Source organism: Candidatus Kerfeldbacteria bacterium, from assembly GCA_016214565.1.
In the GTDB taxonomy this organism is placed as follows: Bacteria; Patescibacteriota; Patescibacteriia; order UBA10025; family JAHIVO01; genus JAXDBW01.
The window spans coordinates 579724-602798 of record JACROE010000002.1 but is presented as its reverse complement, the minus strand read 5'-3'; the positions used below and the strand labels follow the sequence as shown (position 1 = coordinate 602798).

The window sequence follows — 23075 nt, the reverse complement described above, 5'->3', positions numbered from 1 at the left end:
CATGAATATACTCATTTGGCTTTGGCAAAATTTACTCTGGGAAGTAATCGTTCTGGTAGTCATAGTACTACTGCCAAGTATCTTTAAAGCGCTAATAATTTCCAAATGGCTATTAAAAGATAATCGTAATACTAGAGATAATGGCTGGGGCACTTATTACGCTGATAGATTTGTTAATATTTGGAATGCATCAAAAGAATTACCATTACGCTATGGCAAGGAAGGTGAGCATTATGCCCTAACTTTTGGAGGCCAAGCAAGGCATTGGCTTAATGTCATGGATAATAAATTAAAAGAATTAAGTTTGATTTCACCTGAACAAACTGATAAAGGGTGGATCGCCGCTCGACCAATCAGGACTTTTCGCAACAAATTAATTTATTTGATTATTAAAGATCATTTGATACGAGTTATTGGTGACAATCCCCAATATTACAGGGATCAAGAGACTCAAAGAGGAAGAAAATCGTAATAATTAGTACGCAAATGAACTATACATTACAACAACATGGCGACTGGTATGAACAAAAATATTATGCATTATTTATTGCTCAAGAATTTCTCGAGTACGAAAAATTTTGGCAAACATTTGTTACCCCAGTTACCAATAGATCCTCTAATCCTACTGATATACACTTTCAATCCAATGAAGAATTATCTTCAATACAAAAGACGCCAAATGATTTGTGTATTTCACAGCTTCATTATACAATTCTTCTTCATCTAATAAGGGTTTATGACATAAGACAAATTAAACCATTTTTACCTGAAAATGGGCGTGATTTATTTACGGAAGCATTTGCTCGATTTGTTGGGGCGATTGATTGTGCAGATGAGCTACTTGAAAGATTCATTGATCCAACTAAATATCCACCCTGGACTGAAACTGAAGGTTTACGTGCGAGAACGAAATGGAGAAAAAATCATGGCGACCCTTTAAAAACTATTCGAAATTATCGAAATAAATTGTTACATGGCCGAGTGCCGCCTACTATAATAATTTCAGGAAGTTATGATCGAATGCGATTTCCTAAAGTAGGCAAACAGAATCAGTATATTGATTGGCGTATTGTTACCTCCGGATCAATCGGATCGAATGGGACTATCAGAAAAGATTTTGATTCACCAAATAACATTATTGATCAGACGTGGTTGTTGATTTTAAAATATTTAAGAAAAAATTGGAGTTGTCATTTGCTAAAATCAAATCAATAATTATACAATCATATGAAAAAAATAATTACCCCCTATCATCCCCTGTCTTATTTCTACCTACAAAACAACCCGGCTAAACGCCGGGCTTTAAAATTGACTTAATCAAACACCCCGAAAAATCATGAATAATAAATCCCCGCTCGCCGAAACGATTGGGGATTTGTTGGACATTGAACGGTCATTGAACCGTAGATACTACGGCGCCATCTTCTGCATCATCTGGCCGTAGAACTGCTCGAGGAACATCATCATGCCGTTCAGACGATTCTGGTCGTTGTCGCCGGCGACGATGGTGACATTGAGCAGATTGGCATCAACGATCATCCAGGTGGCCAGAACATTGAAATCCTGCATGGACCAAGGCAGCTTGATCGCCTTCATGAAGCGAGCGACACGAACCGAATCTCCAGGCATGAAGCCAATCGTGAACGACTGGTTTGAATGCCCGCCAGCCAGCGCGGATTGCAGACGCTCTTCGCGGCTTTCCCGGACGGCTTTTTGCCAGGCCTGCTGACTGAACTCATTCAGAATCGTATACGTGGCATGGTGTGCGCGCAGCTCACCCATCAGCCAGTCAGGTGACAGCGGCGGTGAATCCGGCTCATGGTTCATCAGGCAGTCAACCGCGTGACTCAGCTCATGGGACAGCATCATGCCCTGGATGAATTTCGAGAATCCACACATCTCCACACCGAGCGAACGCGCCGGAATCGAGAAGGTAGCAGCTATCTTCGCCTCTTGAGCGCCGATAGTGGAGTCACCGGACTGATTCACGAAAACGAAGAAGAACAGCGAGTCCGCACTCATGCTCAGTATCTTGATCTGGCCGTCGCCCAAGAATCGGGCCGGGATACCGTGGCTACGATAGAACTCCAGGAGAGAATCAGCCTTAAGGCTTTTCCGGGCAACGAGGGCGAGGCTGGAATCGCAGAAATCAAATACTTTCTGCTCTTCCGCGGTCAGCTTGAGATCTTCCGGATTGTCCGGCATGATCGGCTTGAGAATAGTGACGCTCGGCTGAGTCGGGGGCTCAAACTGCGCCGACTGCGGTACGGGCTGCTGTTTAGTGCTGTCGTTTTTTGACGAACAACCAAGCAGAGCGATCATCGCTACCAGCGCGATCAGGAGAGAGTAATAGTGTTTCAAAGAACACCTCCATTAATGGTTACAACAGATTATTGAGTTTCAGTAATTTTCCAGACACCGTACCAGAAAGGATGCGGACTGTCAAGACTCTCAGCCTAAACCCCATGCCTTGTTTTTGCCAGCCATAAAGCATAAAATGCACGATATGAACCCCCACAACCGCGGTAACATTTTCCCGGGATTACGAGTCGCCATCGTGCAAAAAGCAGACCAGCGCACGGGGAGATTAACCGAGGGCGTAGTGCGGGATATCCTGACCAGCTCCCCCACCCATCCGCACGGGATTAAGGTACGGCTCGAAGCCGGCGAAGTGGGTCGGGTACAAATTATTTACTAATTACTCATTACTAACTACTAATCACTCTGTCCTATGATGGACGTCAACGTGCATAAACATGGCGGCGAGGCAGTCTATGGCTTGGGCTTAATCGGCGCGGCGATCTACTACATCTCCATAGCTCCGAATTTCTGGATGGGGGTGCTGGGAGTACTGAAAGCAATCGTCTGGCCGGTTTTCTTCGTCTACGAGGCGTTGAAATTTTTTGGTAGCTAATATGAAATACACAAAAGAAAAATACATCTGGGGCATGCTGCGCATTGGGATGGGCTGGATCTTCATCTGGGCATTTCTAGATAAACTGTTCGGCCTTGGGTTCGCCACAGCCGCAGGCAAATCATGGCTCGATGGCGTCTCGCCCACCCTCGGTTTTTTGAAGTTTGGCGCGTCAGGACCGTTTGAATCGCTCTATCATAGCCTGGCGGGCAACGCGATCGTCGATTGGCTGTATATGCTCGGCCTTATCTTGATCGGTGTGGCGCTCTTTTTCGGCGTAGGTATACGAATCGCCGGATACGCCGGCAGCGTCATGATGCTGCTCTTTTGGTCAGTGGCACTGCCACCGGAGCATAACCCGTTCATGGACGAGCATATCGTATATATACTCGTACTACTCGGCCTGGCGTATGCAAATGCTGGCGCGCCCCTTGGTCTCGGCCAGTGGTGGACCGGCACCAAACTGGTGCAACGCTACCCCGTACTCCAATAATAAAACGCCGCACGGGTGGTGTGCCGTAGGGCGTTTGTTACGATTGAGCGTCGTGCTCGTCGATTTCTTTGACGGTCCATTTCATGCCGCATTCCTGGCACTGGAAATCCGTGATGGACAGCTTCACGAATCGAGCGGGAAACATAAATCCAAATCGGGATCCGCGAGGATACACCAGATAATGGCGCGACTGACACGCCAGGCATCGCCGCTGAGCAGGATCCATACTCTGGGTAATCTTCCCAAAAATTGTAGCAATGTACACCCCGTACAGAACGAGGCACGCAAGTCCCAGCAGAATGCCGAGTATCATGAACCAACCGCCCATCGTTACGCACCAATAAGCACCTAGGCCGCATACAATCGACAACATATACAGCTTCATCTGATTTGACATGCTCCCTCCTTGGGATACGAAAGAACGTTGTTTGATAATAATAGAACGACACCCGAGTGTCAACGCCGCCACCGCCCAAATAAGTAGAATTTTGCGCTGATTTGTGCTACGATAGCTCAATGAAAACCATTGTTTTTTCCGGCATCCAGCCCTCGGGCCAGCTACATATCGGCAATTATTACGGTGCCATCCGCTCCTGGCTTGAATTGCAGGATAATAAGCAAAATGAATGCGTCTTCGCCATCGTGGATTACCACGCGCTGACGGAGGGGCCGAAAGCGCTCGAACTCGAGCAGCGGATTTTTGATACTACCGTGGACTTCCTCGCCGCCGGCCTGGATCCCAAGCGTAGCACCATCATGCTGCAGTCCCTGGTGCCTGAGCATACTGAGCTTGGCTGGATTCTCAATTGCGTCACGCCGGTCTCGTGGCTGGAGCGCGTGCCGACGTTCAAAGACAAAGCCAGCCAATTCAAAGACAATATCAACATGGGTTTGCTCGACTACCCGGTGCTCATGGCCGCCGACATTCTGCTGTATCACGCCACGCTGGTGCCGGTCGGACAAGATCAATTAGCACACCTCGAGCTGGCACGCGAAATCGCCCGGGCATTCAACAAGCGATACGGTAATCTCCTACCCGAACCATTGCCAAAAGTGACGCCCACGCCGAAAATCATGAGCCTGACCGACCCTGCCCATAAAATGAGTAAAAGCCTGGGGCCCAAAGCCTACCTGGCGCTCTCGGACGAACCTGATACCATCCGCAAGAAAATAAAATCGGCCGTAACCGCCACCGGTACGGAGAAAGACATGATGCGGCTCTTCCTCAAACGCAATAAGGAAGTGCATACTGAATTCAACGACATCAAATCCGATGACATGATTATTCGCAGCGAACAGGATCTGATGGACCTGCAGAACGAACTAGGCGAGACAAAATTCATGGCCTACATGGCGTATTTCAATATCTACATGCTGCTCTACCTCTTTGGGGAGAAAAAAGACCGCAAGCAGTTCATTGACGCCATGCAGGCAGGCGAAGTCCGATTCTCCGTGTTCAAAGACATCCTGATTGACCGCATCATCGCCAATCAAGACCTGGCTGACTTCCGGAAGAAGCGCGCCGAACTGATCAAGTCTCCGAAAAAAGTGGAAGAAATTCTCAAACATGGCAGCCTTCAGGCTCGTCGCCGCGCCCAGAAGAACCTGCTGGCCATCAAGGATGCCATTGGGATTGCTTAAACGAAAGTTGATGGAACCCCTGACCACCCATTCAAAATCGATCCGGCTGTTTTTTTTCTGGATTGGGATTATAGCCACTTTCGCCTATCGGGTAATCGTGGTATTGAACTACTACAGCCCTATCTGGGTACAGATCGCCTGGTACGTCGGTACCATCGGGTTTGTCGCCTATTTTATCCATCGGTTCCAGGTATCAGAAAAACGAGCTAAGGTCATTGCCGAGCACGATTTGGCCAATAAAGTCGACACTCTGCCTATCGCCGATGCAGATCGCCAAGCCATGCAATATATTTTCAGTACGCTCCGCTCGTCGAAAGAACGGTGGAATTATATTTTTATTTTTGTCTTGTCGGGCATGGCGCTACTCGTCGGGATTGTCATGGATTTTATCCTGCCATACACCAAATAGCTAATTTCTCAATTGGAGCGTAATTAGAAATTAGTAATTAATGAATTAGTAATTTTCTCTCCCTACGCCTTACCCACGTAGTCGCCTGATTCGGTATTGAGAATGATGGTGTCGCCCTGCGAAATAAAGAGTGGCACGTTTACTTCCAGGCCATTCTCCAGGGTGGCTTTTTTCATGACTGCGCCCTGGGCAGTGTCCCCGCGCACGCCAGGATCAGCCTGGGTCACTTTGTAAGAAATCTTGGTGGGGATTTCCACGCCGATTGGATTGCTATTAAAATTCAATACATCAACCTCCAGATTTTCCTTCAAATAATCCTTCTTATCCCCAAGCTGCAGCGCGGTAATAAAAAACTGGTCATAGGACGACTGATCCATGAAAAAATATTGATCGCCCTCGGCGTACAAGAAATTCGCCTTGCTGCGGCTGATGTCCGCCGGGTCAACTTTCTCTTGTCCTTTAAATGACCGCTCCAGGGTTTGTCCGGTTTTCAGATTGCGCAGCGTGGTGCGCATGACGCCCTGCCCGCGGCCCATCTTCGAGAATTCATGTTTAATGATCGCGAAGGGTTCCCCGTCGAGCACGATGTAGCGGCCGGATTTAAGGTCGTTGATGGCAAACATGTTAGCGCGTGGTGAACTGGACCAGCGCCATGAAGCGAGCGCGCTTCACTGCTTGGGACAGTTTGCGCTGATGCTTAGCACAGATACCGGTCTTTTTCCGAGGTAAAATCTTAGCGTATGAAGATAGAAATTTCTTCATCACATCCGTATCGCGGTACTCGACGTCAGTTAAGCCGTTGATACAGAAGTAGCAATCTTTTTGAGTGACAACTTTGGGTGTTTGAGGTGTATGCATATATTAAAATGGGATATCTTCTACATTGATCTCGGGTTCTGGCGCAGGTGCCGGAGCGGCAGACTGTTCTGGGGCGGGGGAATCGGACGGCGCAGATGAGGCACCAGCGCTGGCGCCAGCACGATCAAGCATAATTAGGTTCTCGGCGATAATTTCTGTGCGATAGCGCTTCGTACCGCTCTGGTCATCCCAGGAACGAGTCTGCAGGCGACCTTCGACGTACACTTTGGTACCCTTCTTCACATATTGGCCAACGATGTCAGCCAGTTTCCGCCAAGCAACAATATTATGATATTCGACTTGCTCTTTGGTTTGGCCGCTCTGGTCTTTCCAGCGGCGATTGGTAGCGACGCTAAATGACGCTACGGATTGGCCGGTCGGCGTTGCCCGCACTTCAGGGTCGCGGGTGATATTGCCGATGAGCATGACTTTATTGAGATTCATTGCCATAATCGTAATTCCTTATGTATCAATGTTATCATCGCTCAAGAGCTCGTCGAGCTTTTTGTCGAGTTCTTCGAGGCTGACTTTGGGCGTTTCTTTGGTCGGCTGAGCGGCGGCAGTTTCCTCAATCTTCTTCTTTTCTTTCTCTTGAGCGGCGGCCGCAGCCACGTGGGCCTTGTGCACTTTGCGCTCATTAATCTTCTCGCGGAAGCGCTTCTCTTCCTCGAGCTGTTCAGCCGTTTTCTTCACCTTGCGCACTATCATGAATCGAATCACGTCAGGCATCAGGCGAATCTCACGTTCAAATGTTTTCAGATTTTCCGTCTCCAGATCAAATTCCGCCACAATATACACTCCCTGGCGGGCTTTCTTGATCGGATAGGCAAAAGTTCGGCTCTGCCATACCTGATGGGTAACCATCTGGCCGCCCGCCTTAGTCAGCGTGTCTGCCACGCGCTGCATAAAAGCAGCCTGAGCGTCATCGCCCAAACCTGCGGGAATAATATATAACATGTCGTAAAATTGGCTCATATATATGGTCTTTAATGTGCACCCGTGGCTCATGCCCGCGTGCAATATATTAAGCAGAGTCAAGCTTACCAGGATTGCCCAGCCCCGTCAAGGCATCCCCCGCCCAGTTAGGCAGAGGGTGGAATTACCTGGTATACTACAGAAACAACTATGGCAACTCATTGCTTTATCTTCGGTAATAATCCCATCCTCTCCTTGGCAGAATACTGCCAATTTGAGCTGCGCCAAGGGGCGCCGGGGACCATCCGCGACATCACGAGCCAAGCCATCATCACCACAGGCAAGCCCATCGACTACGCCGACTGGCAGCGCCAATGCGGCGGCTTAATCAAGTCCGGACGGGTCATTGAGGAGCGGTCAAATATGGACGAAATCATGTTCCTGTTGACCCCGACGTTCCTCCGTCAGCACGTCTTCGCCCAGGACAAACGCAAAGTCAATTTCGGCATTTCGCTCTATGGCCAACAATCCCACCAATACCGAGACGCCCTGAATAAACTGGGCTTAAGCCTGAAAAAATCTTTGCAAAAAGAGAACGTGTCAGCACGGTTGGTCATGAATACCGACGGCCCGCTCTCAAGCGTCCAGGTAACTAAAAATTATTTGATTGAGCGCGGCGCGGAAATACTGATCATCATGGGCGTCCATGCCTGCTATATTGGCGTGACGGCCGCAGTGCAGGATTTCGAGGATTATTCCCAGCGCGACTATGACCGCCCACAGCGCGACGCTCGATCGGGCATGCTGCCGCCGAAACTGGCGAAGATAATGCTGAATGTGAGCGGAGCTCATCCTGACCAAAAATTGCTCGACCCCTTCTGCGGCTCAGGCACCATCATCCAGGAAAGTCTCCTGCTCGGCTGGCAAGATGTGATCGGGTCGGACATCAGCGAAAAAGCCATCGCGGACTCGACCGAAAATGTTCGCTGGCTGCACAAGCGCTACCCCCAACTCAAAGGCGCGGCGTCATTCAGCGTCGTGGATGTAGCGACGCTCGCCCAGCACATGCCGATTGACTCAATTGATGCCATCGTCACCGAGCCGTATCTCGGCCCGCCCATTCGCCAGGAACCAGAAGTCATCGAGATGCTGACCATTATCCAGGAACTAGAATCGCTCTACCTGTCCGCCTTCCGCGCTTTCGCCCAAATCCTGAAATACCACGGCCGCATCGTCATCGTGTTCCCGCTCTTCAAGACGCGACACGGAATTTATTCGCTCAAAATACTCGAAACACTCCAAGCCATGGGTTTCGAACGGCTGTCGCCAATCCCGGATCGTGTCAGTCTCTTCACCAAAGTTGGGCCAACCGCCCGCGGCTCCCTCATTTACCATCGTGAGGGCCAGCGCGTGGAGCGCGAACTATTTCTCTTTGAATATAAAAAGCCGAGGTCTGTATAAGACTCCGGCTTCTCTGTCGCTACTCAAATACATCCGAGAAAATAATCACCTCCATTCATTCCAAGGAGCATATTGGATTCGGCACTACTGGCCGATACTCCAGGGCGGGGAATCCGTTACGGCCCCCGCAGGCGGAAGTGCACCGATGACGGCGGACTCCCTGATTTGGGTCAAACGCCCATCACCTCCTTTCACGTACGATTATTGGTGTGCATGATGCCAAAAGATGAAGTTCCCTTCACCTGCTCCTCCTTTCGTTCGTGGTTATGGGGTGACGTGAAGCTGCTGCCAATTTGGCCTTCAGCAGCTGTAATAAACGAGTTTGAAATCTCGCGTAATTCGTGCGATTATCACCGATTGCTCGTTTACACAAAATAATAAACTCCTTCCTTGTCTCTAGGGGACAGGCTGGTTTGTTAATGACCGTGCCTTATTCAATTCTGTCTTTAGTATAGACCCTCTGAGCGGAAAATCAAATGCGGAAGTAGATCGTATCCCCGTCTTGCACCACATATTCCTTGCCTTCGGTGCGAACTTTCCCCAATTCTTTGGCTTTGACTTCCCCACCGCACTCCACGATATCCTGCCAAGGGGTGACTTCGGCACGAATAAATTTCTCCTCAAAATCAGTGTGAATGGCGCTGCCTGCCTGGGGAGCGGTGGCTCCACGCGGAATTGTCCATGCGCGCGTCTCTGTCGGTCCTGCCGTAAAAAACGTAATCAAACCAAGCAAATCATAGGCGGCGCGAATGAGGCGATCAAGGCCGGTTTCCTTCATGCCCACGCTATTCAAATATTCTCGCGCTTCTACCTCAGGCATGCCGACCAGCTCGGATTCTAGTTTAGCGGAAATAACCAGCTGCCCGGGTGATGATTTAGTTACTTCGTTTTCCGCCACGTTCAAGACGTACAGCATGGGTTTCAGGGTCAATAAATGGAGATCGCGAAGCACCATGCGCTCATCATCAGTCAGGCCTGCCTGTGATAATACCGTGCCGCCATCTAACAGCTGCTGCACTTTTTGTAATGTCGCGAGTTGCGCCACGGCTTCCTTGTCGCCACTGCGGGCTTTTGGCTGGACATCATGCAGGCGCTGCTCCACCGTGGCCAGGTCAGCAAAAATCAATTCGGTATTAATAATCTGCTTGTCAGACTCAGGATCGACTCGACCACCCACGTGGATCACATTCGCATCTGAAAATTCCCGTACTACCTGACAGATAGCGTCCACTTCACGTATATGAGAGAGAAACTTATTGCCTAATCCCTCGCCCTTGTGCGCGCCAGCCACCAGTCCAGCGATATCCACAAATTCAATCACGGTCGGAATCACTTTAGCGGAATTATACACCGCAGCTAATTTGCCCAATCGTTCATCCGGCACGGGCACGGTTCCGACATTGGGATCAATCGTACAGAATGGATAATTCGCCGCATCAACTTGTTTTTTCGTTAATGCGGTAAAGAGGGTTGATTTGCCGACGTTGGGCAGCCCAACTATGCCAATAGAAAAACTCATATGATGTCAGTATAGCATAGTATGTTGTCATCGCGAGGGAGTCTCCGCCGAAGGCGGGGCGACCGTGGCGATCTGATTAGATTGCTTCGCGGAGCCTGCCCTGAGCGAAGTCGAATGGGCTCGCAATGACAAGGCTAAGTGCTATAATACACCTATGCTCCACCGATTTTACCAGCCACAGCTCACTCCACATGACGACCAACTGACTCTCACGGATCCGGCGGTCATCAAACAGGTGATCCATGTCCTGCGACTAACCGTCGGTGAAACGTTTGTGGTATTTACCCCTCAGACTGAGTACACTGTCACGATCGACCAGGCCACCGATGATGCGCTCCAGCTGCGCATAACCAAAACCGAACCAGCCAGCCGACCGGCGCTGCGCCCGCTGGTGCTGTATCAAGCCCTGCTGAAAAAAGACAATTTTGAACTCATTCTACAGAAATGCACTGAGCTCGGGGTACAGGAATTTGTGCCCCTGATTACCGAGCGAACCATTGTCCGGGAAATCTCTGGGCACAAACGGGAGCGGTACGAAAAAATATTGACCGAGGCCACTGAGCAGTGCGGCGGCACAGTAACGCCAACCCTGGAAAAGCCGATGATGCTTGCCGAACTCATGAGCGCTCTCCCAACCCTCCGTGGGACGGCACTGGTAGCCTACGAAGCTGAAAACCAGCACCCACTCGGCCAAGTCATCGATGGAGCGGTTGAACCGATACGATTAATCATTGGCCCTGAGGGCGGTTTTGCGCCTGCGGAAATTACGCAGCTGGTGCAGGCTGGTGCCAAGCCAGTCCATTTAGGATCGCGCATCCTGCGGGCAGAAACGGCAGCTATCGCCGCGGTCAGCCGTATTCTACTTTAAAGCAAATTGTCATTCATCCGCATAAATGATACAATAATCACCATCAATTGGTAATTAACTACGTCTATATGTTCGAAAACGTGAACCGTCCAGCGCCAGGCGCACAACCAGCCGCTCCCGCTCCACAAAAGGATTGGGGACCCTGGCGACCAGTCAATGCTAATGCTGCACCGCAGCGCACCCGGCCCGCTGGCCCTCCTCCGCCTCCCCCGCTCGGTCAGCCAGTCACGGCGGCCACACCAGGACCAACCGTGCCCCCGCCCCCACCGGGAATGCCGACGATGAACGTTCCGGGCATGCCCATGGGTGCCGCGCCCCAAGCGCCGCGCCGACGCATGGCCATGATTGGTATTATTATCCTGGTTATCCTGATTGTCCTGATCGGAGGCGTCGTGCTCGCCTTGAACTATTTCAGCAGTACCGCAGACAATACGAACAACACGAATACGACGACCAATACCAATGCCGTGACAAATACGAATTCAAATACGAATGCGGTAACCAACCTCAATCGTAACCTCAATAGCAATACCAACACGGTTACTAATCGGAATTCAAATACGAATGCGGTAACCAATGGTAATAGCAATGCAAATGCTAACCGCAATACGAATGCAACCACAAACGGCAATAGCAACGCGAATGCGAATGGCAATACGAATCAAATCATCAATGCGTCAACTTTGGACACGGATAATGACGGCCTCACGGACGTGCAGGAAGGCGTCTGGGGAACTGACATCCTGAACCCCGACACCGATGGTGATGGATTCCTCGATGGCACTGAAGTGCAGAACGGCTACAATCCAAACGGCACGGGCGCATTGAACCGCTAAATCAGTAAATTAAAAACCGCCGAGCAGAAGCCTGGCGGTTTTTTAGTTCCTGAGATAATCCTTGAGCGCCTGCCGAATCCAGGGAAATGCCAATCGTTTCCACGGGAGCTGCACTGGCCTAAACCACCGATACCCTGCCACATCATCCTGCGGCTTGATCCGGCCACTGGCAATTTCAGCCACATAAACAATATTCATGGTGGCTGCCCGATAGTGCTCAACATAGGCATCCAGATATACACCAAGCAGTTTTACATTTTTGAGCGTGACGCCGAGCTCCTCTTTGAGCTCCCGCCGCGCGCCGACCTCTGGTGTTTCCCATTCTTCGAGAAACCCGCCCGGAGTATCCCAATACCCTTTACGCGGATTGATCCCCCGCTTAACTAACATTATTTCGCCCCGAGCATTAATGGGAATAATAGATGCGGTTGGTTTCGAATTTTGATAAAAAGTAAAGTCACACCGAGTGCATTTCGGATGCCGATGGACGCCGGTGCTTAATTTCGTCGGCGCGCCACAGACCGGGCAGTACTTAAAAAAAGCAGTACTTTTTTTCATGCAATCGTTTCTAAAAAATCATGGCAATGGCCAGCGCTCCCCACCAACCCAGAACTGAAACGACGCCACTCCGCATAAATGTTTTACGAACTGCATCAGGTAATTTCGCCATCAATTGGTCATCCGGCAACCCAGCCAAAAGCGGTCGGCCGATGCGATGGATAATCCAACCGTCAATGATGACCATAGCCACGAGGGCTAGTTTACCGTAGAAAACAGGCGGACGACTCGTATCGGCGACAATCCAAAGGGTAATCCCTGTGACGCCAGCAAGCATCAATCCAATCCAGATGATTCGGTTACCAAAATGAAAAAAATGCTTGAGCTGACCCCAGGTTAATTCCTTTCTGACAAATTGCAGATGCATAAAAACCGCCGCGCCCATACCCATGACGATACTGCCGACGTGAACGAATTTGAGAATATTGTACCAGGGAATTTCCATATGTTGTGGTCAGACTAGCACATTACTGCGCCTGCTGTAAACGAAATGCGTGCAGCACGTTTTCGAGGAGCATGGCGACGGTCATGGGCCCCACGCCGCCTGGCACTGGCGTGGCCCAGCGTGCCTTGGCAACGGCTGACGGAGCGATGTCGCCGGATACTTGGCCATTCTGCTTAGTAAAACCAACGTCAATCAGGATAGCGCCGTCCTTCACCATTTCACCGGTGACAAAATTTGGCTTGCCGATGACAGCTACAATAATATCCGCCTGCCGTGAAACGACGATTGCGTCATCCACGCCCGGCGCGCAACTGACCGTCTGTATGCCATGCTGATTCAAAATATATTCAAGGGGATTGGAAAAAACTGGCGAATTGGCAAAAATCATAGCTTTCTTCCCCGGCAAAGATTCATTCGTGCTAGCGATCAACCGAAAAATCCCCTCGGCCAAGCCAGGAGTGATTCGCGGATTGCCTGCCAATAATGCCTGAATATTCGTCGGATGAAATCCGTCCACGTCCTTGTCCGGCGCTATCGTCTGTATAATAGCATCGGTATCAAATGATTTTCCGGGTAATGGTAATTGCACCACGATGCCATGAATATCGCTGCGCTGATTTAATTCGTTGATGCGTTTAACCAAGGCGGCCTGCGTCGTGTCTGCCGGAAACATGTGCCGCTCAAAATGCATACCAATGTCCTCCGCCGCTTTTTCTTTGAGCCCGACATAGGTATGAGAGGCAGGGTCATCACCGACCAATATAATCGCCAGACCCGGCACAGCCGAAAGCGCGGCGATCTCTGTTTTCAGTCGCGCACGTATTTCTCCGGCTAGTTTTTTTCCGTCAATGATATGTGGCATGGTGGTGTCTGTCATTGCGAGTGGAACGTAGCAATCCAATCAGATCGCCACGGTCGCATAATGCTCCCTCGCGATGACATAATATTACATCCACTGATACAGCGGGTACTTGGCAGTCAATTCTTTGACCCGCGCTTTCGCCTCGTCCAACTTCGATTCCTTCTGCGCATTATGAATAACGTCGGCAATAATATCTGCGATAGTCACCATATCTTCCTCGCGCATACCGCGGGTAGTGAGTGCCGGTGTGCCCAAGCGAATGCCAGAGGGATCCATGGGTTTGCGCAGATCATACGGAATCGTATTCTTATTGACTGTGATGCCAATGCTATCCAACAATGTTTCTGCTTCACCTCCGGAAATTTCTTTATTGGTCAGGTCAATTAGAATTAAATGGTTGTCCGTACCGCCGCTGATTAAGGAAAAATTGTGCTCAAGCAATCGAGCGGCCAATGCCTTCGCGTTCTTCACCACCTGATGGCCGTATTTCTTGAATCCTTCGGTACCGGCTTCCTTCAGCGCCACGGCAATAGCCGCCGTCTGGTGGTTATGCGGGCCGCCCTGCAGGCCAGGAAACACCGCTCGATCAATGCGTTCCGCGAGGTTCCACTTATCACCCGCATGGTATTTCTCGTGCAATCGATCTGCGACGCGGGGAAACATAATCATAGCGCCACGGGGGCCGCGCAGGGTCTTATGGGTGGTGGTGGTCATTACGTCTACGTGATCCACCGGCGATTGATGCGCTCCTGCCACGATCAGACCAGCGATGTGGGCAATATCCGCCAAAACATACGCGCCTACTTCTTTTCCAATTTCTCCAAAAATTTTAAAATCAATTTCCCGCGGATAGGCGCTAGCGCCGACGATAATGAGTTTGGGTTGTTCTTTCCGTGCCATTTCGCGCACCTGGTCATAATCAATGCGATGGGTTTCCTTATCCACGCCATAGGCCACCGCATGATAATAGTGCCCGGAAAAACTGATTTTCCACCCGTGCGTCAGATGCCCGCCGTGCGTCAGGCTCATGCCCAGTACTTTATCACCCGGATTGAGGAGGCCCATGTACACGGCGTGATTGGCAGGAGAACCGGAGTACGGCTGGACATTGGCATACTCTACACCGAACAAATTTTTTGCACGGAACCGAGCGGCCTTTTCCACCACATCAATAAATTCATTGCCGCCGTAGTAGCGTTTGCCCGGATACCCTTCGGAATATTTATTGGTCAATACTGAACCCAAGGCCTCCAGCACTGCCGGGGAGGTAAAGTTTTCCGACGGAATCATTTCCAGTCCATTCCGCTGGCGCTCTAATTCGTCGTGAATTGAATCGAATATTTTTTTATCCGTGTCTTTCAGGTTCATACCATTATTGTACGGGATTATTGAGGAATTGTCACCACGCCCGCCTTGTCATCCTGAGCAAAGCGAAGGATCTCCTGGCCTTCGGCCAGGGGATGCATTCTGACAACCTACTACTTACTCATCACTACCTACTACATACCCAAATACTCCTCCACAATCTGCTGTACATTGGGTGCCACGTCAGCCGGCAGATGATGGATATCCAGCCACGTCCACTCCCGGATGTCTGAGCCTGGCCTCACTTCGCCAATCCGTTTGGCTAGATAATGCACCAACACAATCACATCATCACCTTTCTTCGTCATCAAGGTGCTCATCGGCCGGATAATTTCAATCTCAACTCCCATTTCCTCTTTCACTTCCCGTGCCGCACACTTTGCTAAATCCAATTCATCAAACGTCTCCAGCCGTCCACCCGGGAATTTCCAAAACGGAGTGTCTCCGTGCTTATTCACGAGCACCTTGTCATTCTCGATAATAACCGGCCCTGCGGCGATGATGGGGTTCATAAGAACAAGCTACACCCAAACACATAGTCTCGCAAGTTTTTCCAACAATAATAAAACCCGCCATCCTATAAGTCATGGGGAGATGGCGGGTCGGAGGCACCGGGGAGGTGCCGGATGATAGGGGCAAACTTAGGCCATGGCGGGCGCTAGCTGGAGGTCTTCCTGTCGGGAAGTAGATTTCGGGGGTGGCGCCAGTGTTTCGCGCAGTGCTGCAGCAAGCTGCCTTTTGTCGAATGCTTCGACGAGCTCGCCATTCACCAGCGCTGGCCAAACCTTGTCACTGGGCTGCTCGCCGCGATACTGAATCGTAACGGTCAGTACCCTCGTTTCGAGCTGAGATCCGCCGAGCCGATCGATCAGTTTATCGCAAGACCAGACATGGCCCTGAGCGATAACAACCGCCGGCCTTTTCGCAAGGGCGAATTCGAACGCTTTGACAGCGTGATCGCCGTACTCTGATTCAAGTACCCGATACGGCTTGCCGGTAATGCTGTCAACCATTTGGCTCAGAATGCGACGAGCCTCTGGGTGATCGTCAACGACTAAAACTAAAGGTTTCTGCTTTAGCATAAACCCTCCATGAATTGTGGTGAACGGTTATTGGTTGTTGTTTGTGTCTTTCTTCAAGCCTACTGCAAGCTGAATAATCTGGCAAGGTCTGAGAATAATTTGACACCAACCATTTCCTGCGCTACAATACCCGTTGCTATGAATACTTTTATCACACAAACCTGGTATCGCCGTCATTTTCACTTCTTCTCTGGCGAAGAGGTATCTTTACGTGTGCACAAAAGTATTGCCTAGCACGCAATCAAACTAACTAAGCTACACGCGATGCCTCTTCTGCCAGAAGAGGTGTTTTTGTATATGTCATAACGACACATCTATGAAAAAAATGTTACAGCCCATCGGCACGATCGGAACAATTCCGGTCGACCTGCCCATTCTTCAGTTCGGCTCCGGTACTCCACGAGTACTCATCACTGCGGTACAGCACGGCGGAGAGCTCTCCCCCCTGTGGATAATTAAGCAGCTGATTGCCCAACAGGAAAAAATTCAGGGAACAATCACCATCATTCCGGTAGCCAACCCATTTGGCATTATCCAGGGTACACGAAATGAACCCATCGAAGGCGCTAATCTCAATCGAGCTTTTCCAGGAAAACCAACTGGGGATTTCACCAGCCGGCTGGCCACTGTCATCATGAACATCGCGCTCAAGCAAGATTTCGTAATAGACCTGCACACGTTCTCTCGACAGTCCCCCTTCCTCGTCGGATTTGCCGCGGATGCATCAGGCGTCCCCACTCCTGCGGTACAAAAAATAATTGCCCTGCTCCAGCCGGACCTGGTCTGGAAGGTCAATGAAAAGAAAGGCGAAGACCGACGATTCGCCGGTAGTTTCGATGGCAGCCTGACTGCCGCCGGCATCCCCTCGGTGTTCATCGAAATGCCCAATTACCAAATGATTTCTCCCGCACTAATTGATCGGATCACGCAGAGCATTATCACCACCGGCAATGGATTTCTGAATACAACCGTAACACTATCAACCATGCCGATGCTCACCGCCCAATACCTCTACGCTGATACTGCCGGGCTCTTCGCTCCCACCATCAATCTGCTGGATACCGTCACTGCGGGGCAAACCATTGCCACCGTCACCTCAGTCACTGATTTCACCGAAACACAAATCAAAACGCCAGTCGCGGGCGTGGTCATGACCATCAAAGGCAATGACCTCGTGCGCACCGGCAGCAAGATTGCCAGCATTGGCATCTGATAAAAAAATAAAAACCGTATGTTCACAACTTAATATTTCTTCCAACCCACAACCCATAAGGAGGTTGCATTATGCAACGCATCGACACCTGCTTGAGCGTCCAGATGGATGAACTCATGGCAGAACTCTTGAATGGTGGCGTCAGCTACCGTTACACACCAAACCGGTTCGAAGCCTTAACCGGCGGCGGGCATCCCTATCCCTCTCCCACGCGCCAGATCGAAACCCCGACCGGGCCCATGATCGAAGAGGCAATCCAGCCAGTACTCTCGCCAATCATTCTCGAGCACACCGAATACTACCAACTCAAGCGGCTGGCCGCTGCCTGGCCGCGGTGGCTCAATGCCCAGATGGCGATTGTCCGACGAGCCCGCCAGGGAGAACTGGCCCCGGAACACACTGAGCAGATCCACTCGCTCTGCACCAAGAACGAATGGGAATGCGCCCTGATTGACCCGGGATACCAGATCATCCACCCCTTTGTCCGTCTGGACGCCATCCGCACGCCGGATGGATTCAAAGTGATGGATATCAATACCACCCGCCCCGCTGGTGTCGGCGACCTCATCACAGCCACCGATTTCCTCAACCAGTACAACACATCATACCTGCTTTCGTTCCCGACCCGGCGCAGCTTCACGGACATTGTCCAGCGCTGCATCAACCAGTGGTCGTCATATCAGCGCCTGCCGGGCGAATCAATCCGCCTGCAGGTGGTCATCCGTAGCGATGACGGCGACTGGCGCAATTTCAAAACCATCGCCGACTGCCTGACCGCAGCGGGCATCCCCTCGACCATCGTCGCCCCTGACGAGATTCAATCTGGCGCGCCTACGGCCATCATCCGCGGCAGGATCAAGGAAGGCGATCCCGCCTACCACCTGCTACTGCCCGGCTATCCTGACGAACGGTGCATCCTCTCCCCCCTCCATCGCCGTTTCCTCGGCAATAAGGTCTGGATGTACCTCTTCCGCATCGAACCGTATCGCACGCTCTTTCTCCAAGAGCTCGGCACGGCAGACTATCAACTCCTCGATTCTCACTTCGCGGAAATCGGATTTGTCCAGGGCGACCAGATCGTCCTTCCCGATCAATCAGTCCCGCTCCAGTACGCGGACAAACACGACTGGGTACTCAAAGACCCGACCAGCTCCTCGGGTCGTCGGATGATCCTTGGCTACACCATGTCTGACCAGAAATGGAAGCAGTCGCTCTGGAATGACGTGCAGAATGGCTGGATAGCCCAGCGCTTCTACACCAATGTCGAGGAGCGGCTGGTGGCTGATCCCAGCGGACAGCCGATGCCGCAAAAACTTTTTACCAAATATGGCATTTACATCTTTGGTGACCAGCTCGGGGGGTTGGAATTCCACGCCCGCACCCACCCGGTGGTGCATGGCGCCCGCAACGCGTATTTCAATCCCGTGTTTCGGGTAAACCACCCGCCGCATGGTTGAAATACAAAAGCAGCGCGGCAACGGAACCTGATCAATGAATTGCAGTCCACGATCAATAGGTTCCGCTGCCAGCGCTGCTCTCTCACGCTAGTATTTCCCTATCAATCTGTCAATTCCCTGAAAGGAGGTGATATACATGGGAGAGTACCTCGAAGAGGGTTGTTCCGACTGCGCTGACCATCTGCCTGGTTGTGACGTTGGCAATGGTAAGTGTTCTAATTGCAGCGGTACGGGTGTCGAGCCCCTGACCCCTGAAATTGATTGTTCTCATTGTGGTGGGTCGGGCGAATGTCCGACGTGCCACGGCTCCGGCACCGTTTAGTCTTTGTTCTCTTTTATACATTAACCAAGCGCAGTCTCATCCCGAGATTGCGCTTTTTCTTTATAAAAAATAAGAGCGACTTTCGCCGCTCTTAAAGGTAAAAAACAAAATAGATCTACAGGGTTCCCTGACTATTTAGCTTCGTAATGAACCCGCGCGGCCCACTAATAGAGCTAAAGGCTGAATTTCCAACCAGAACGAACCCATCGGCCGTCGGGATCATATCCTCAAGATACTTAAAGCCCCCAGACATGAATCTGACCGTTTGAGATGAGACATGCCCACCCGATCCATTCACGCGCAAGAGCTGATTATCAGATGCACCATCGCTGGTCATGAGATAATCCCCGTTGGCCGCCTGGCACAAGGTAAAATAGTACCCCGCCGAACCATGCAACACTTGCTGATAACGGCGCTCCCAGAGTAGCGATCCGGTATTATCGAGTTTGGCAATGTAGTAATCCTCAAACCCATCCGGCCGATAATAGTTGCCACAGATCACCGCGCCGTCCTCTGACGTTTTGGCGACCCGATGCACATCATCGCTTGTATTCCCGAATGTCTTCTTGGAAACGAAGTTGCCATAATAATCAACCACAACAGCGATTTTACCGCTCGACCCCATGCCAACAACAAGAATACTCTCATTGTTTAATTCGACACATCCAGCAGCATTGAGGATGCCAGTTCCCGCTGTCAGATTATACTGCCAGGCGATATCACCAATCCCGTTGGTCTTCACCAAAAAGGATTGCGTGCCCGCATTACCGACGAGCGTCATTGCATACCCATTATCTGAACAAGTCATGGTCGAAGTAGCCCGATACTCCGGAAAACCGGCATACGATTTCAGCCAGGTCATGACGCCGGATTGATCATATCGCGCCAAGAACGGACGCTCAGTGGCAGTGCCAAGCTCGCTGCTTCCCTGAAATATCAGATACTCGTCGACAGATGCCACGAGGGCAGTGTTATCAAAAATCGGATAGGGGAATTCTGCAAACAATGTAGCATTACCATTCGGCGATACCCGATAAATATGAGCTGCCTCACAGCAGAATATATCAGCGCTCGAAGCGACCAGAACATAATAGGATCCATGCAGCGCAACTACGTCATAGGCGCGAGAATATTCGCTCGCATGGAGCAGTGTCGCCCAATACGGCGATGATTGCGTCGTGGTAAACTGAATGGATACCGGGGTACCCAACTCATTCTTCCACGTATCAGCCACGTACCCAGAAATCGTCAGCGTATGTGACTTACCTTTTTCAAGTAAGCCATACAGTGAAACAACGAGGCATCCGGCTGAATCCTTGATATAATGTCCACCCTGATAACTGTCGAAGGTGTAGTAATCGGGGTGATGCGAGCTCCACACATCCATCGGGCGATCGAATTTCAGCACTATACTGGTGTACTGTGCTATGTTGATGGCGCCGGGAGCAGGTATGGACCACAGCAACTTCGGCGGTGTTGTTGGCACGGCGGTAGAAAAAAACAAAACACGTGCTTCAGCCATGACATTGCCGGCTTTGTCAGTAATATTTTTGAGGTATACCTCATAATAAGTGCCGAACGTCAAAGCACTACTCGGAATGAACGTGGCAATCTTATTTGCATAGCTCACCGTTCCGGCAATAGTATCAGTACCAGTCACGACAATAAAATTCTCTTTTGTCACCGTTGCGGATGACAATTCCTCAGAGAAGGTCAGGGATAGTACCTGATTATTCGGAACAATTGCTCCTTCGCTGGGTACGGTCGACACTACACTCGGCGGTGTCGTGTCAGGACTGGGACCAGTCGGGCCACTGCTCTTTTTGCTGCAAGCGCTGACGAACAGGCACAGCATAAGGACAATCCAGAGTTGGACATAACGCATGAGAAACTCCTTGTGTTAGGGTTGTATAAGGGCTTTTTTGGTTTATTTTTCTTTCGCACCACCTTAACACGACGATACCAGAACGTCAATAAAAAACCGCCTGTGGAATGAAAAATCATTCGACAGGCGGCGCGGTTATTTGAATACCACTTCCACTAAATTTTAATTAGTGGCACAAAGGTGCTTAGGAGGCAGTGCCCTCATCCGACTTGGACGCCGGAGTCTCGGGCGTGGCGGGTTTGCCGTCGCCGATGATCTGCGCGTGCCGCGTCAAGGTATTGAGCACCTTGTCGAGCTGCGCCGGTGTCCCCTCGAACGATTCGAGCGTAAGCCGACTCTTTGAGACCTGGCAACCGCCAAGTTTCATCAGCTGGTGCTCAGGATCAGGCGCCGAAGTCATAACCGGCGCTGCAGCTGCCACCGTTTCAGTCTTGTCTGAATTATCAGGTTCAACTTCACCGGGTATTTCGTCGGCATAGAGGGGTTCCTCATTGCCCTGAATGCTCATCTTGAGACAGTTGATCGCCGTATCATAGGCCACGGGGATTTCCGTCGCGACCGACGATTCAGCAGGTCGGAAGAAGCCGCGAAAATCAGCATCGTCGTAGCTATACACGGGATTAAAACATGACCACCGACTGACGACCTCACGGATTTTGCCATCCTCGAATTGGATGAGCGTGCGGAACCCAGGCTCATTGTTGAATGATTGGGTATTCGTTGATCCGTCTTTGTTGAACATGATCATGTCACCCGTGATATACCCACGCTCGATCGGCCCGACGATCTTGATAGTGCGACCATAGGCCCGCTGCAGTGCTGACTGCGCAACCGGCGTCACTACCGCATCACCATCATTTTCGAAATGTGGCGGATCAGGAACGAACTTTTGCGCCCGTTCACGTTCCCGCTCACGTCGCGACGAATACTGATACAGTAGGACGATTGCAACAATAAATGCCACAACTAACAACAGAAACGAAAGCGGCATCTCGCGGGTGCGAGTTGCCGGAACGACAGGTGCTGGCGCTTCCACCCTCACCGTTTCCGGTTTGGAGATAGTTTCCGGTGCAGGAGCCGGTCGGCCATAGTACGGCATGACTACGTTATTCACATAGTACTCAGCCGCTCTCCACATGCAATCGCGCCCACCAGCCTGGGCGACAAAGATATCGTACCCAAGCGGCAACAAAATTGTGTCGCCGGGTTTGACCTTGTCGAGATCAGGATAGATGGCCTGATTACGACCACAGATATCTACCCAGGCCTTCCGAACTGACTGCTGCATATTCAGGGGTGCGTATGTATCCAAATACGCCCGATCCTGAGTATTGTACTTCGGCAAGTCCCACCGAGGCCTGGACTGCGTCGTTGCGCTGATGGAAAAAACCATCAACACAATACTGATGATGAACAGCTTGCGTTTCACGCAAACCTCCTTTGAAAAAAAGTGTTTCACTGTTGCTGTTGTGGACTACCAGATCGGCGGTTTATTGACCGTCCCAGCCTACAGTGTTTTGTTAATGTATTGGTGCCAATCTGGCTTCTATGGATACCACAATGTATCCGACAGGAGCCAAGCAAGCACACCGCTCCAAAAAATTTACAACCAGCTACTATACACCCTCTACCCCAATTTGTCAAGACCCTAAGAAAGATACCCCCTAACGGCCTCAAGGAGTAGCGAGATATAAAATTAATAAAACCGCCATTTGAACAGAAATGTTACACAAACGGCGAGAAGAGGAACGGTCCGCCGATGGCGGATCGCGATGTCATGTTCGAGCGTATGAGTCCGCCAAAGGCGGACGAAAAGCGAGTTACATCGCAAAGTGACGATGAACCCGTTTGTGTTAATTTCTGTGACATGGCGGCGTCTCTTTTCTGCCACTTTTCTGGACGGACAGAAAAGTGGCGAATACTCATGTCAAGAAAAGTGACTAAACAATAAAAGATCCTGAAACAAGTTCAG

General features: G+C 50.7%; 27 protein-coding genes. 12 read left to right on the top strand and 15 right to left on the bottom strand.

The window, feature by feature from the left end; translation table 11 throughout:
• The first annotated feature begins 1 nt into the window (after position 1).
• Positions 2-472, top strand: a complete 471-nt coding sequence (locus tag HZC01_02965) for a hypothetical protein (protein ID MBI5037638.1) — start codon at positions 2-4, stop codon at positions 470-472.
• 14 nt (positions 473-486) lie between these two features.
• Entirely contained in the window at positions 487-1215 is a 729-nt protein-coding gene (locus tag HZC01_02960; GenBank protein MBI5037637.1) for a hypothetical protein, read from the top strand.
• Positions 1216-1410: 195 nt separating this feature from the next.
• Here HZC01_02960 and HZC01_02955 read toward each other — a convergent pair whose 3' ends face one another.
• On the bottom strand, positions 1411-2361 hold the full coding sequence (locus tag HZC01_02955; GenBank protein MBI5037636.1) for a hypothetical protein: 951 nt from the start codon (positions 2359-2361) through the stop codon (positions 1411-1413).
• A gap of 145 nt (positions 2362-2506) precedes the next feature.
• Between HZC01_02955 and HZC01_02950 the strand changes: the two genes are divergently transcribed.
• From HZC01_02950 to HZC01_02940, 3 genes are read left to right on the top strand one after another with little or no spacing between them, the layout of a single operon-like run.
• Complete coding sequence (locus HZC01_02950; GenBank protein ID MBI5037635.1) at positions 2507-2698, top strand: YwbE family protein; 192 nt, start codon at positions 2507-2509, stop codon at positions 2696-2698.
• Positions 2699-2731: 33 nt separating this feature from the next.
• A complete protein-coding gene (locus HZC01_02945) occupies positions 2732-2914 on the top strand; it encodes a hypothetical protein (protein MBI5037634.1) in 183 nt (60 codons plus the stop codon).
• 1 nt (position 2915) lies between these two features.
• The gene (locus HZC01_02940) at positions 2916-3407 is read left to right on the top strand and encodes a DoxX family membrane protein (protein MBI5037633.1); all 492 of its coding nucleotides are present in this window, start codon (positions 2916-2918) and stop codon (positions 3405-3407) included.
• A gap of 37 nt (positions 3408-3444) precedes the next feature.
• Here HZC01_02940 and HZC01_02935 read toward each other — a convergent pair whose 3' ends face one another.
• Positions 3445-3780 (bottom strand): hypothetical protein, encoded by a 336-nt coding sequence (locus tag HZC01_02935; protein ID MBI5037632.1) that lies wholly within the window; start codon positions 3778-3780, stop codon positions 3445-3447.
• A gap of 143 nt (positions 3781-3923) precedes the next feature.
• On the opposite strand from HZC01_02935, the gene trpS reads away from it, so the two are divergent.
• Both trpS and HZC01_02925 read left to right on the top strand, forming a co-directional pair.
• Entirely contained in the window at positions 3924-5048 is a 1125-nt protein-coding gene (gene trpS / locus HZC01_02930; GenBank protein MBI5037631.1) for a tryptophan--tRNA ligase, read from the top strand.
• Positions 5049-5058: 10 nt separating this feature from the next.
• Positions 5059-5457, top strand: coding sequence for a hypothetical protein (locus tag HZC01_02925; GenBank protein ID MBI5037630.1), 399 nt, complete (start codon positions 5059-5061; stop codon positions 5455-5457).
• Between the two features lie 62 nt (positions 5458-5519).
• Here HZC01_02925 and efp read toward each other — a convergent pair whose 3' ends face one another.
• From efp to rpsF, 4 genes are read right to left on the bottom strand one after another with little or no spacing between them, the layout of a single operon-like run.
• A complete protein-coding gene (gene efp / locus HZC01_02920; protein MBI5037629.1) occupies positions 5520-6080 on the bottom strand; it encodes an elongation factor P in 561 nt (186 codons plus the stop codon).
• Position 6081: 1 nt separating this feature from the next.
• A complete protein-coding gene (locus tag HZC01_02915) occupies positions 6082-6315 on the bottom strand; it encodes a 30S ribosomal protein S18 (GenBank protein ID MBI5037628.1) in 234 nt (77 codons plus the stop codon).
• Between the two features lie 3 nt (positions 6316-6318).
• Positions 6319-6759 (bottom strand): single-stranded DNA-binding protein, encoded by a 441-nt coding sequence (locus HZC01_02910; protein MBI5037627.1) that lies wholly within the window; start codon positions 6757-6759, stop codon positions 6319-6321.
• 18 nt (positions 6760-6777) lie between these two features.
• The gene (gene rpsF, locus HZC01_02905) at positions 6778-7290 is read right to left on the bottom strand and encodes a 30S ribosomal protein S6 (protein MBI5037626.1); all 513 of its coding nucleotides are present in this window, start codon (positions 7288-7290) and stop codon (positions 6778-6780) included.
• Positions 7291-7440: 150 nt separating this feature from the next.
• Here rpsF and HZC01_02900 point away from each other — a divergent pair, with 150 nt between their 5' ends.
• Positions 7441-8691, top strand: a complete 1251-nt coding sequence (locus HZC01_02900) for a hypothetical protein (protein ID MBI5037625.1) — start codon at positions 7441-7443, stop codon at positions 8689-8691.
• Between the two features lie 472 nt (positions 8692-9163).
• Here the strand turns inward: HZC01_02900 and ychF are convergent, their stop codons facing one another.
• Positions 9164-10210: a redox-regulated ATPase YchF gene (gene ychF, locus HZC01_02895; GenBank protein ID MBI5037624.1), complete on the bottom strand. Its 1047-nt coding sequence runs from the start codon at positions 10208-10210 to the stop codon at positions 9164-9166.
• Positions 10211-10364: 154 nt separating this feature from the next.
• On the opposite strand from ychF, the gene HZC01_02890 reads away from it, so the two are divergent.
• Positions 10365-11078 carry a 16S rRNA (uracil(1498)-N(3))-methyltransferase gene (locus HZC01_02890; GenBank protein ID MBI5037623.1) on the top strand — a complete coding sequence of 238 codons (714 nt, stop codon included), beginning with the start codon at positions 10365-10367 and terminating at the stop codon, positions 11076-11078.
• Positions 11079-11743: 665 nt separating this feature from the next.
• Positions 11744-11914, top strand: a complete 171-nt coding sequence (locus HZC01_02885) for a calcium-binding protein (protein ID MBI5037622.1) — start codon at positions 11744-11746, stop codon at positions 11912-11914.
• 42 nt (positions 11915-11956) lie between these two features.
• Here HZC01_02885 and HZC01_02880 read toward each other — a convergent pair whose 3' ends face one another.
• The 6 genes from HZC01_02880 to HZC01_02855 form a co-directional block, all read right to left on the bottom strand.
• Positions 11957-12472, bottom strand: coding sequence for an NUDIX hydrolase (locus tag HZC01_02880; protein ID MBI5037621.1), 516 nt, complete (start codon positions 12470-12472; stop codon positions 11957-11959).
• Positions 12473-12482: 10 nt separating this feature from the next.
• Positions 12483-12917, bottom strand: coding sequence for a hypothetical protein (locus tag HZC01_02875; GenBank protein MBI5037620.1), 435 nt, complete (start codon positions 12915-12917; stop codon positions 12483-12485).
• A gap of 22 nt (positions 12918-12939) precedes the next feature.
• Positions 12940-13779 (bottom strand): bifunctional 5,10-methylenetetrahydrofolate dehydrogenase/5,10-methenyltetrahydrofolate cyclohydrolase, encoded by an 840-nt coding sequence (locus tag HZC01_02870; protein MBI5037619.1) that lies wholly within the window; start codon positions 13777-13779, stop codon positions 12940-12942.
• A gap of 84 nt (positions 13780-13863) precedes the next feature.
• Complete coding sequence (locus HZC01_02865) at positions 13864-15147, bottom strand: serine hydroxymethyltransferase (GenBank protein ID MBI5037618.1); 1284 nt, start codon at positions 15145-15147, stop codon at positions 13864-13866.
• Between the two features lie 131 nt (positions 15148-15278).
• A complete protein-coding gene (locus HZC01_02860; GenBank protein MBI5037617.1) occupies positions 15279-15656 on the bottom strand; it encodes an NUDIX hydrolase in 378 nt (125 codons plus the stop codon).
• Between the two features lie 129 nt (positions 15657-15785).
• Positions 15786-16226, bottom strand: a complete 441-nt coding sequence (locus HZC01_02855) for a hypothetical protein (protein MBI5037616.1) — start codon at positions 16224-16226, stop codon at positions 15786-15788.
• Between the two features lie 316 nt (positions 16227-16542).
• Here HZC01_02855 and HZC01_02850 point away from each other — a divergent pair, with 316 nt between their 5' ends.
• Positions 16543-17439 (top strand): succinylglutamate desuccinylase/aspartoacylase family protein, encoded by an 897-nt coding sequence (locus HZC01_02850; protein MBI5037615.1) that lies wholly within the window; start codon positions 16543-16545, stop codon positions 17437-17439.
• A gap of 71 nt (positions 17440-17510) precedes the next feature.
• Complete coding sequence (locus tag HZC01_02845) at positions 17511-18896, top strand: hypothetical protein (GenBank protein ID MBI5037614.1); 1386 nt, start codon at positions 17511-17513, stop codon at positions 18894-18896.
• A 437-nt stretch (positions 18897-19333) separates the two neighbouring features.
• On the opposite strand, the gene HZC01_02840 is transcribed toward HZC01_02845, so the two are convergent.
• Positions 19334-21103, bottom strand: a complete 1770-nt coding sequence (locus tag HZC01_02840) for an Ig-like domain-containing protein (protein ID MBI5037613.1) — start codon at positions 21101-21103, stop codon at positions 19334-19336.
• A gap of 184 nt (positions 21104-21287) precedes the next feature.
• Positions 21288-22532, bottom strand: a complete 1245-nt coding sequence (locus HZC01_02835) for a hypothetical protein (protein MBI5037612.1) — start codon at positions 22530-22532, stop codon at positions 21288-21290.
• Positions 22533-23075 lie beyond the last annotated feature (543 nt).

Bases quoted from the DNA above. Each gene is read 5' to 3' on its own strand.
- HZC01_02865 (MBI5037618.1), bottom strand. From the start codon at position 15,147: ATGAACCTGAAAGACACGGATAAAAAAATATTCGATTCAATTCACGAC.
- HZC01_02960 (MBI5037637.1), top strand. From the start codon at position 487: ATGAACTATACATTACAACAACATGGCGACTGGTATGAACAAAAATAT.
- HZC01_02945 (MBI5037634.1), top strand. From the start codon at position 2,732: ATGATGGACGTCAACGTGCATAAACATGGCGGCGAGGCAGTCTATGGC.
- HZC01_02940 (MBI5037633.1), top strand. From the start codon at position 2,916: ATGAAATACACAAAAGAAAAATACATCTGGGGCATGCTGCGCATTGGG.
- HZC01_02925 (MBI5037630.1), top strand. From the start codon at position 5,059: ATGGAACCCCTGACCACCCATTCAAAATCGATCCGGCTGTTTTTTTTC.
- HZC01_02965 (MBI5037638.1), top strand. From the start codon at position 2: ATGAATATACTCATTTGGCTTTGGCAAAATTTACTCTGGGAAGTAATC.
- HZC01_02875 (MBI5037620.1), bottom strand. From the start codon at position 12,917: ATGGAAATTCCCTGGTACAATATTCTCAAATTCGTTCACGTCGGCAGT.
- HZC01_02855 (MBI5037616.1), bottom strand. From the start codon at position 16,226: ATGCTAAAGCAGAAACCTTTAGTTTTAGTCGTTGACGATCACCCAGAG.
- HZC01_02950 (MBI5037635.1), top strand. From the start codon at position 2,507: ATGAACCCCCACAACCGCGGTAACATTTTCCCGGGATTACGAGTCGCC.
- trpS (MBI5037631.1), top strand. From the start codon at position 3,924: ATGAAAACCATTGTTTTTTCCGGCATCCAGCCCTCGGGCCAGCTACAT.
- HZC01_02850 (MBI5037615.1), top strand. From the start codon at position 16,543: ATGAAAAAAATGTTACAGCCCATCGGCACGATCGGAACAATTCCGGTC.
- HZC01_02890 (MBI5037623.1), top strand. From the start codon at position 10,365: ATGCTCCACCGATTTTACCAGCCACAGCTCACTCCACATGACGACCAA.
- HZC01_02840 (MBI5037613.1), bottom strand. From the start codon at position 21,103: ATGCGTTATGTCCAACTCTGGATTGTCCTTATGCTGTGCCTGTTCGTC.
- HZC01_02845 (MBI5037614.1), top strand. From the start codon at position 17,511: ATGCAACGCATCGACACCTGCTTGAGCGTCCAGATGGATGAACTCATG.
- HZC01_02935 (MBI5037632.1), bottom strand. From the start codon at position 3,780: ATGTTGTCGATTGTATGCGGCCTAGGTGCTTATTGGTGCGTAACGATG.
- HZC01_02870 (MBI5037619.1), bottom strand. From the start codon at position 13,779: ATGCCACATATCATTGACGGAAAAAAACTAGCCGGAGAAATACGTGCG.
- HZC01_02880 (MBI5037621.1), bottom strand. From the start codon at position 12,472: ATGAAAAAAAGTACTGCTTTTTTTAAGTACTGCCCGGTCTGTGGCGCG.
- HZC01_02915 (MBI5037628.1), bottom strand. From the start codon at position 6,315: ATGCATACACCTCAAACACCCAAAGTTGTCACTCAAAAAGATTGCTAC.
- HZC01_02900 (MBI5037625.1), top strand. From the start codon at position 7,441: ATGGCAACTCATTGCTTTATCTTCGGTAATAATCCCATCCTCTCCTTG.
- rpsF (MBI5037626.1), bottom strand. From the start codon at position 7,290: ATGAGCCAATTTTACGACATGTTATATATTATTCCCGCAGGTTTGGGC.
- efp (MBI5037629.1), bottom strand. From the start codon at position 6,080: ATGTTTGCCATCAACGACCTTAAATCCGGCCGCTACATCGTGCTCGAC.
- HZC01_02910 (MBI5037627.1), bottom strand. From the start codon at position 6,759: ATGAATCTCAATAAAGTCATGCTCATCGGCAATATCACCCGCGACCCT.
- HZC01_02860 (MBI5037617.1), bottom strand. From the start codon at position 15,656: ATGAACCCCATCATCGCCGCAGGGCCGGTTATTATCGAGAATGACAAG.
- ychF (MBI5037624.1), bottom strand. From the start codon at position 10,210: ATGAGTTTTTCTATTGGCATAGTTGGGCTGCCCAACGTCGGCAAATCA.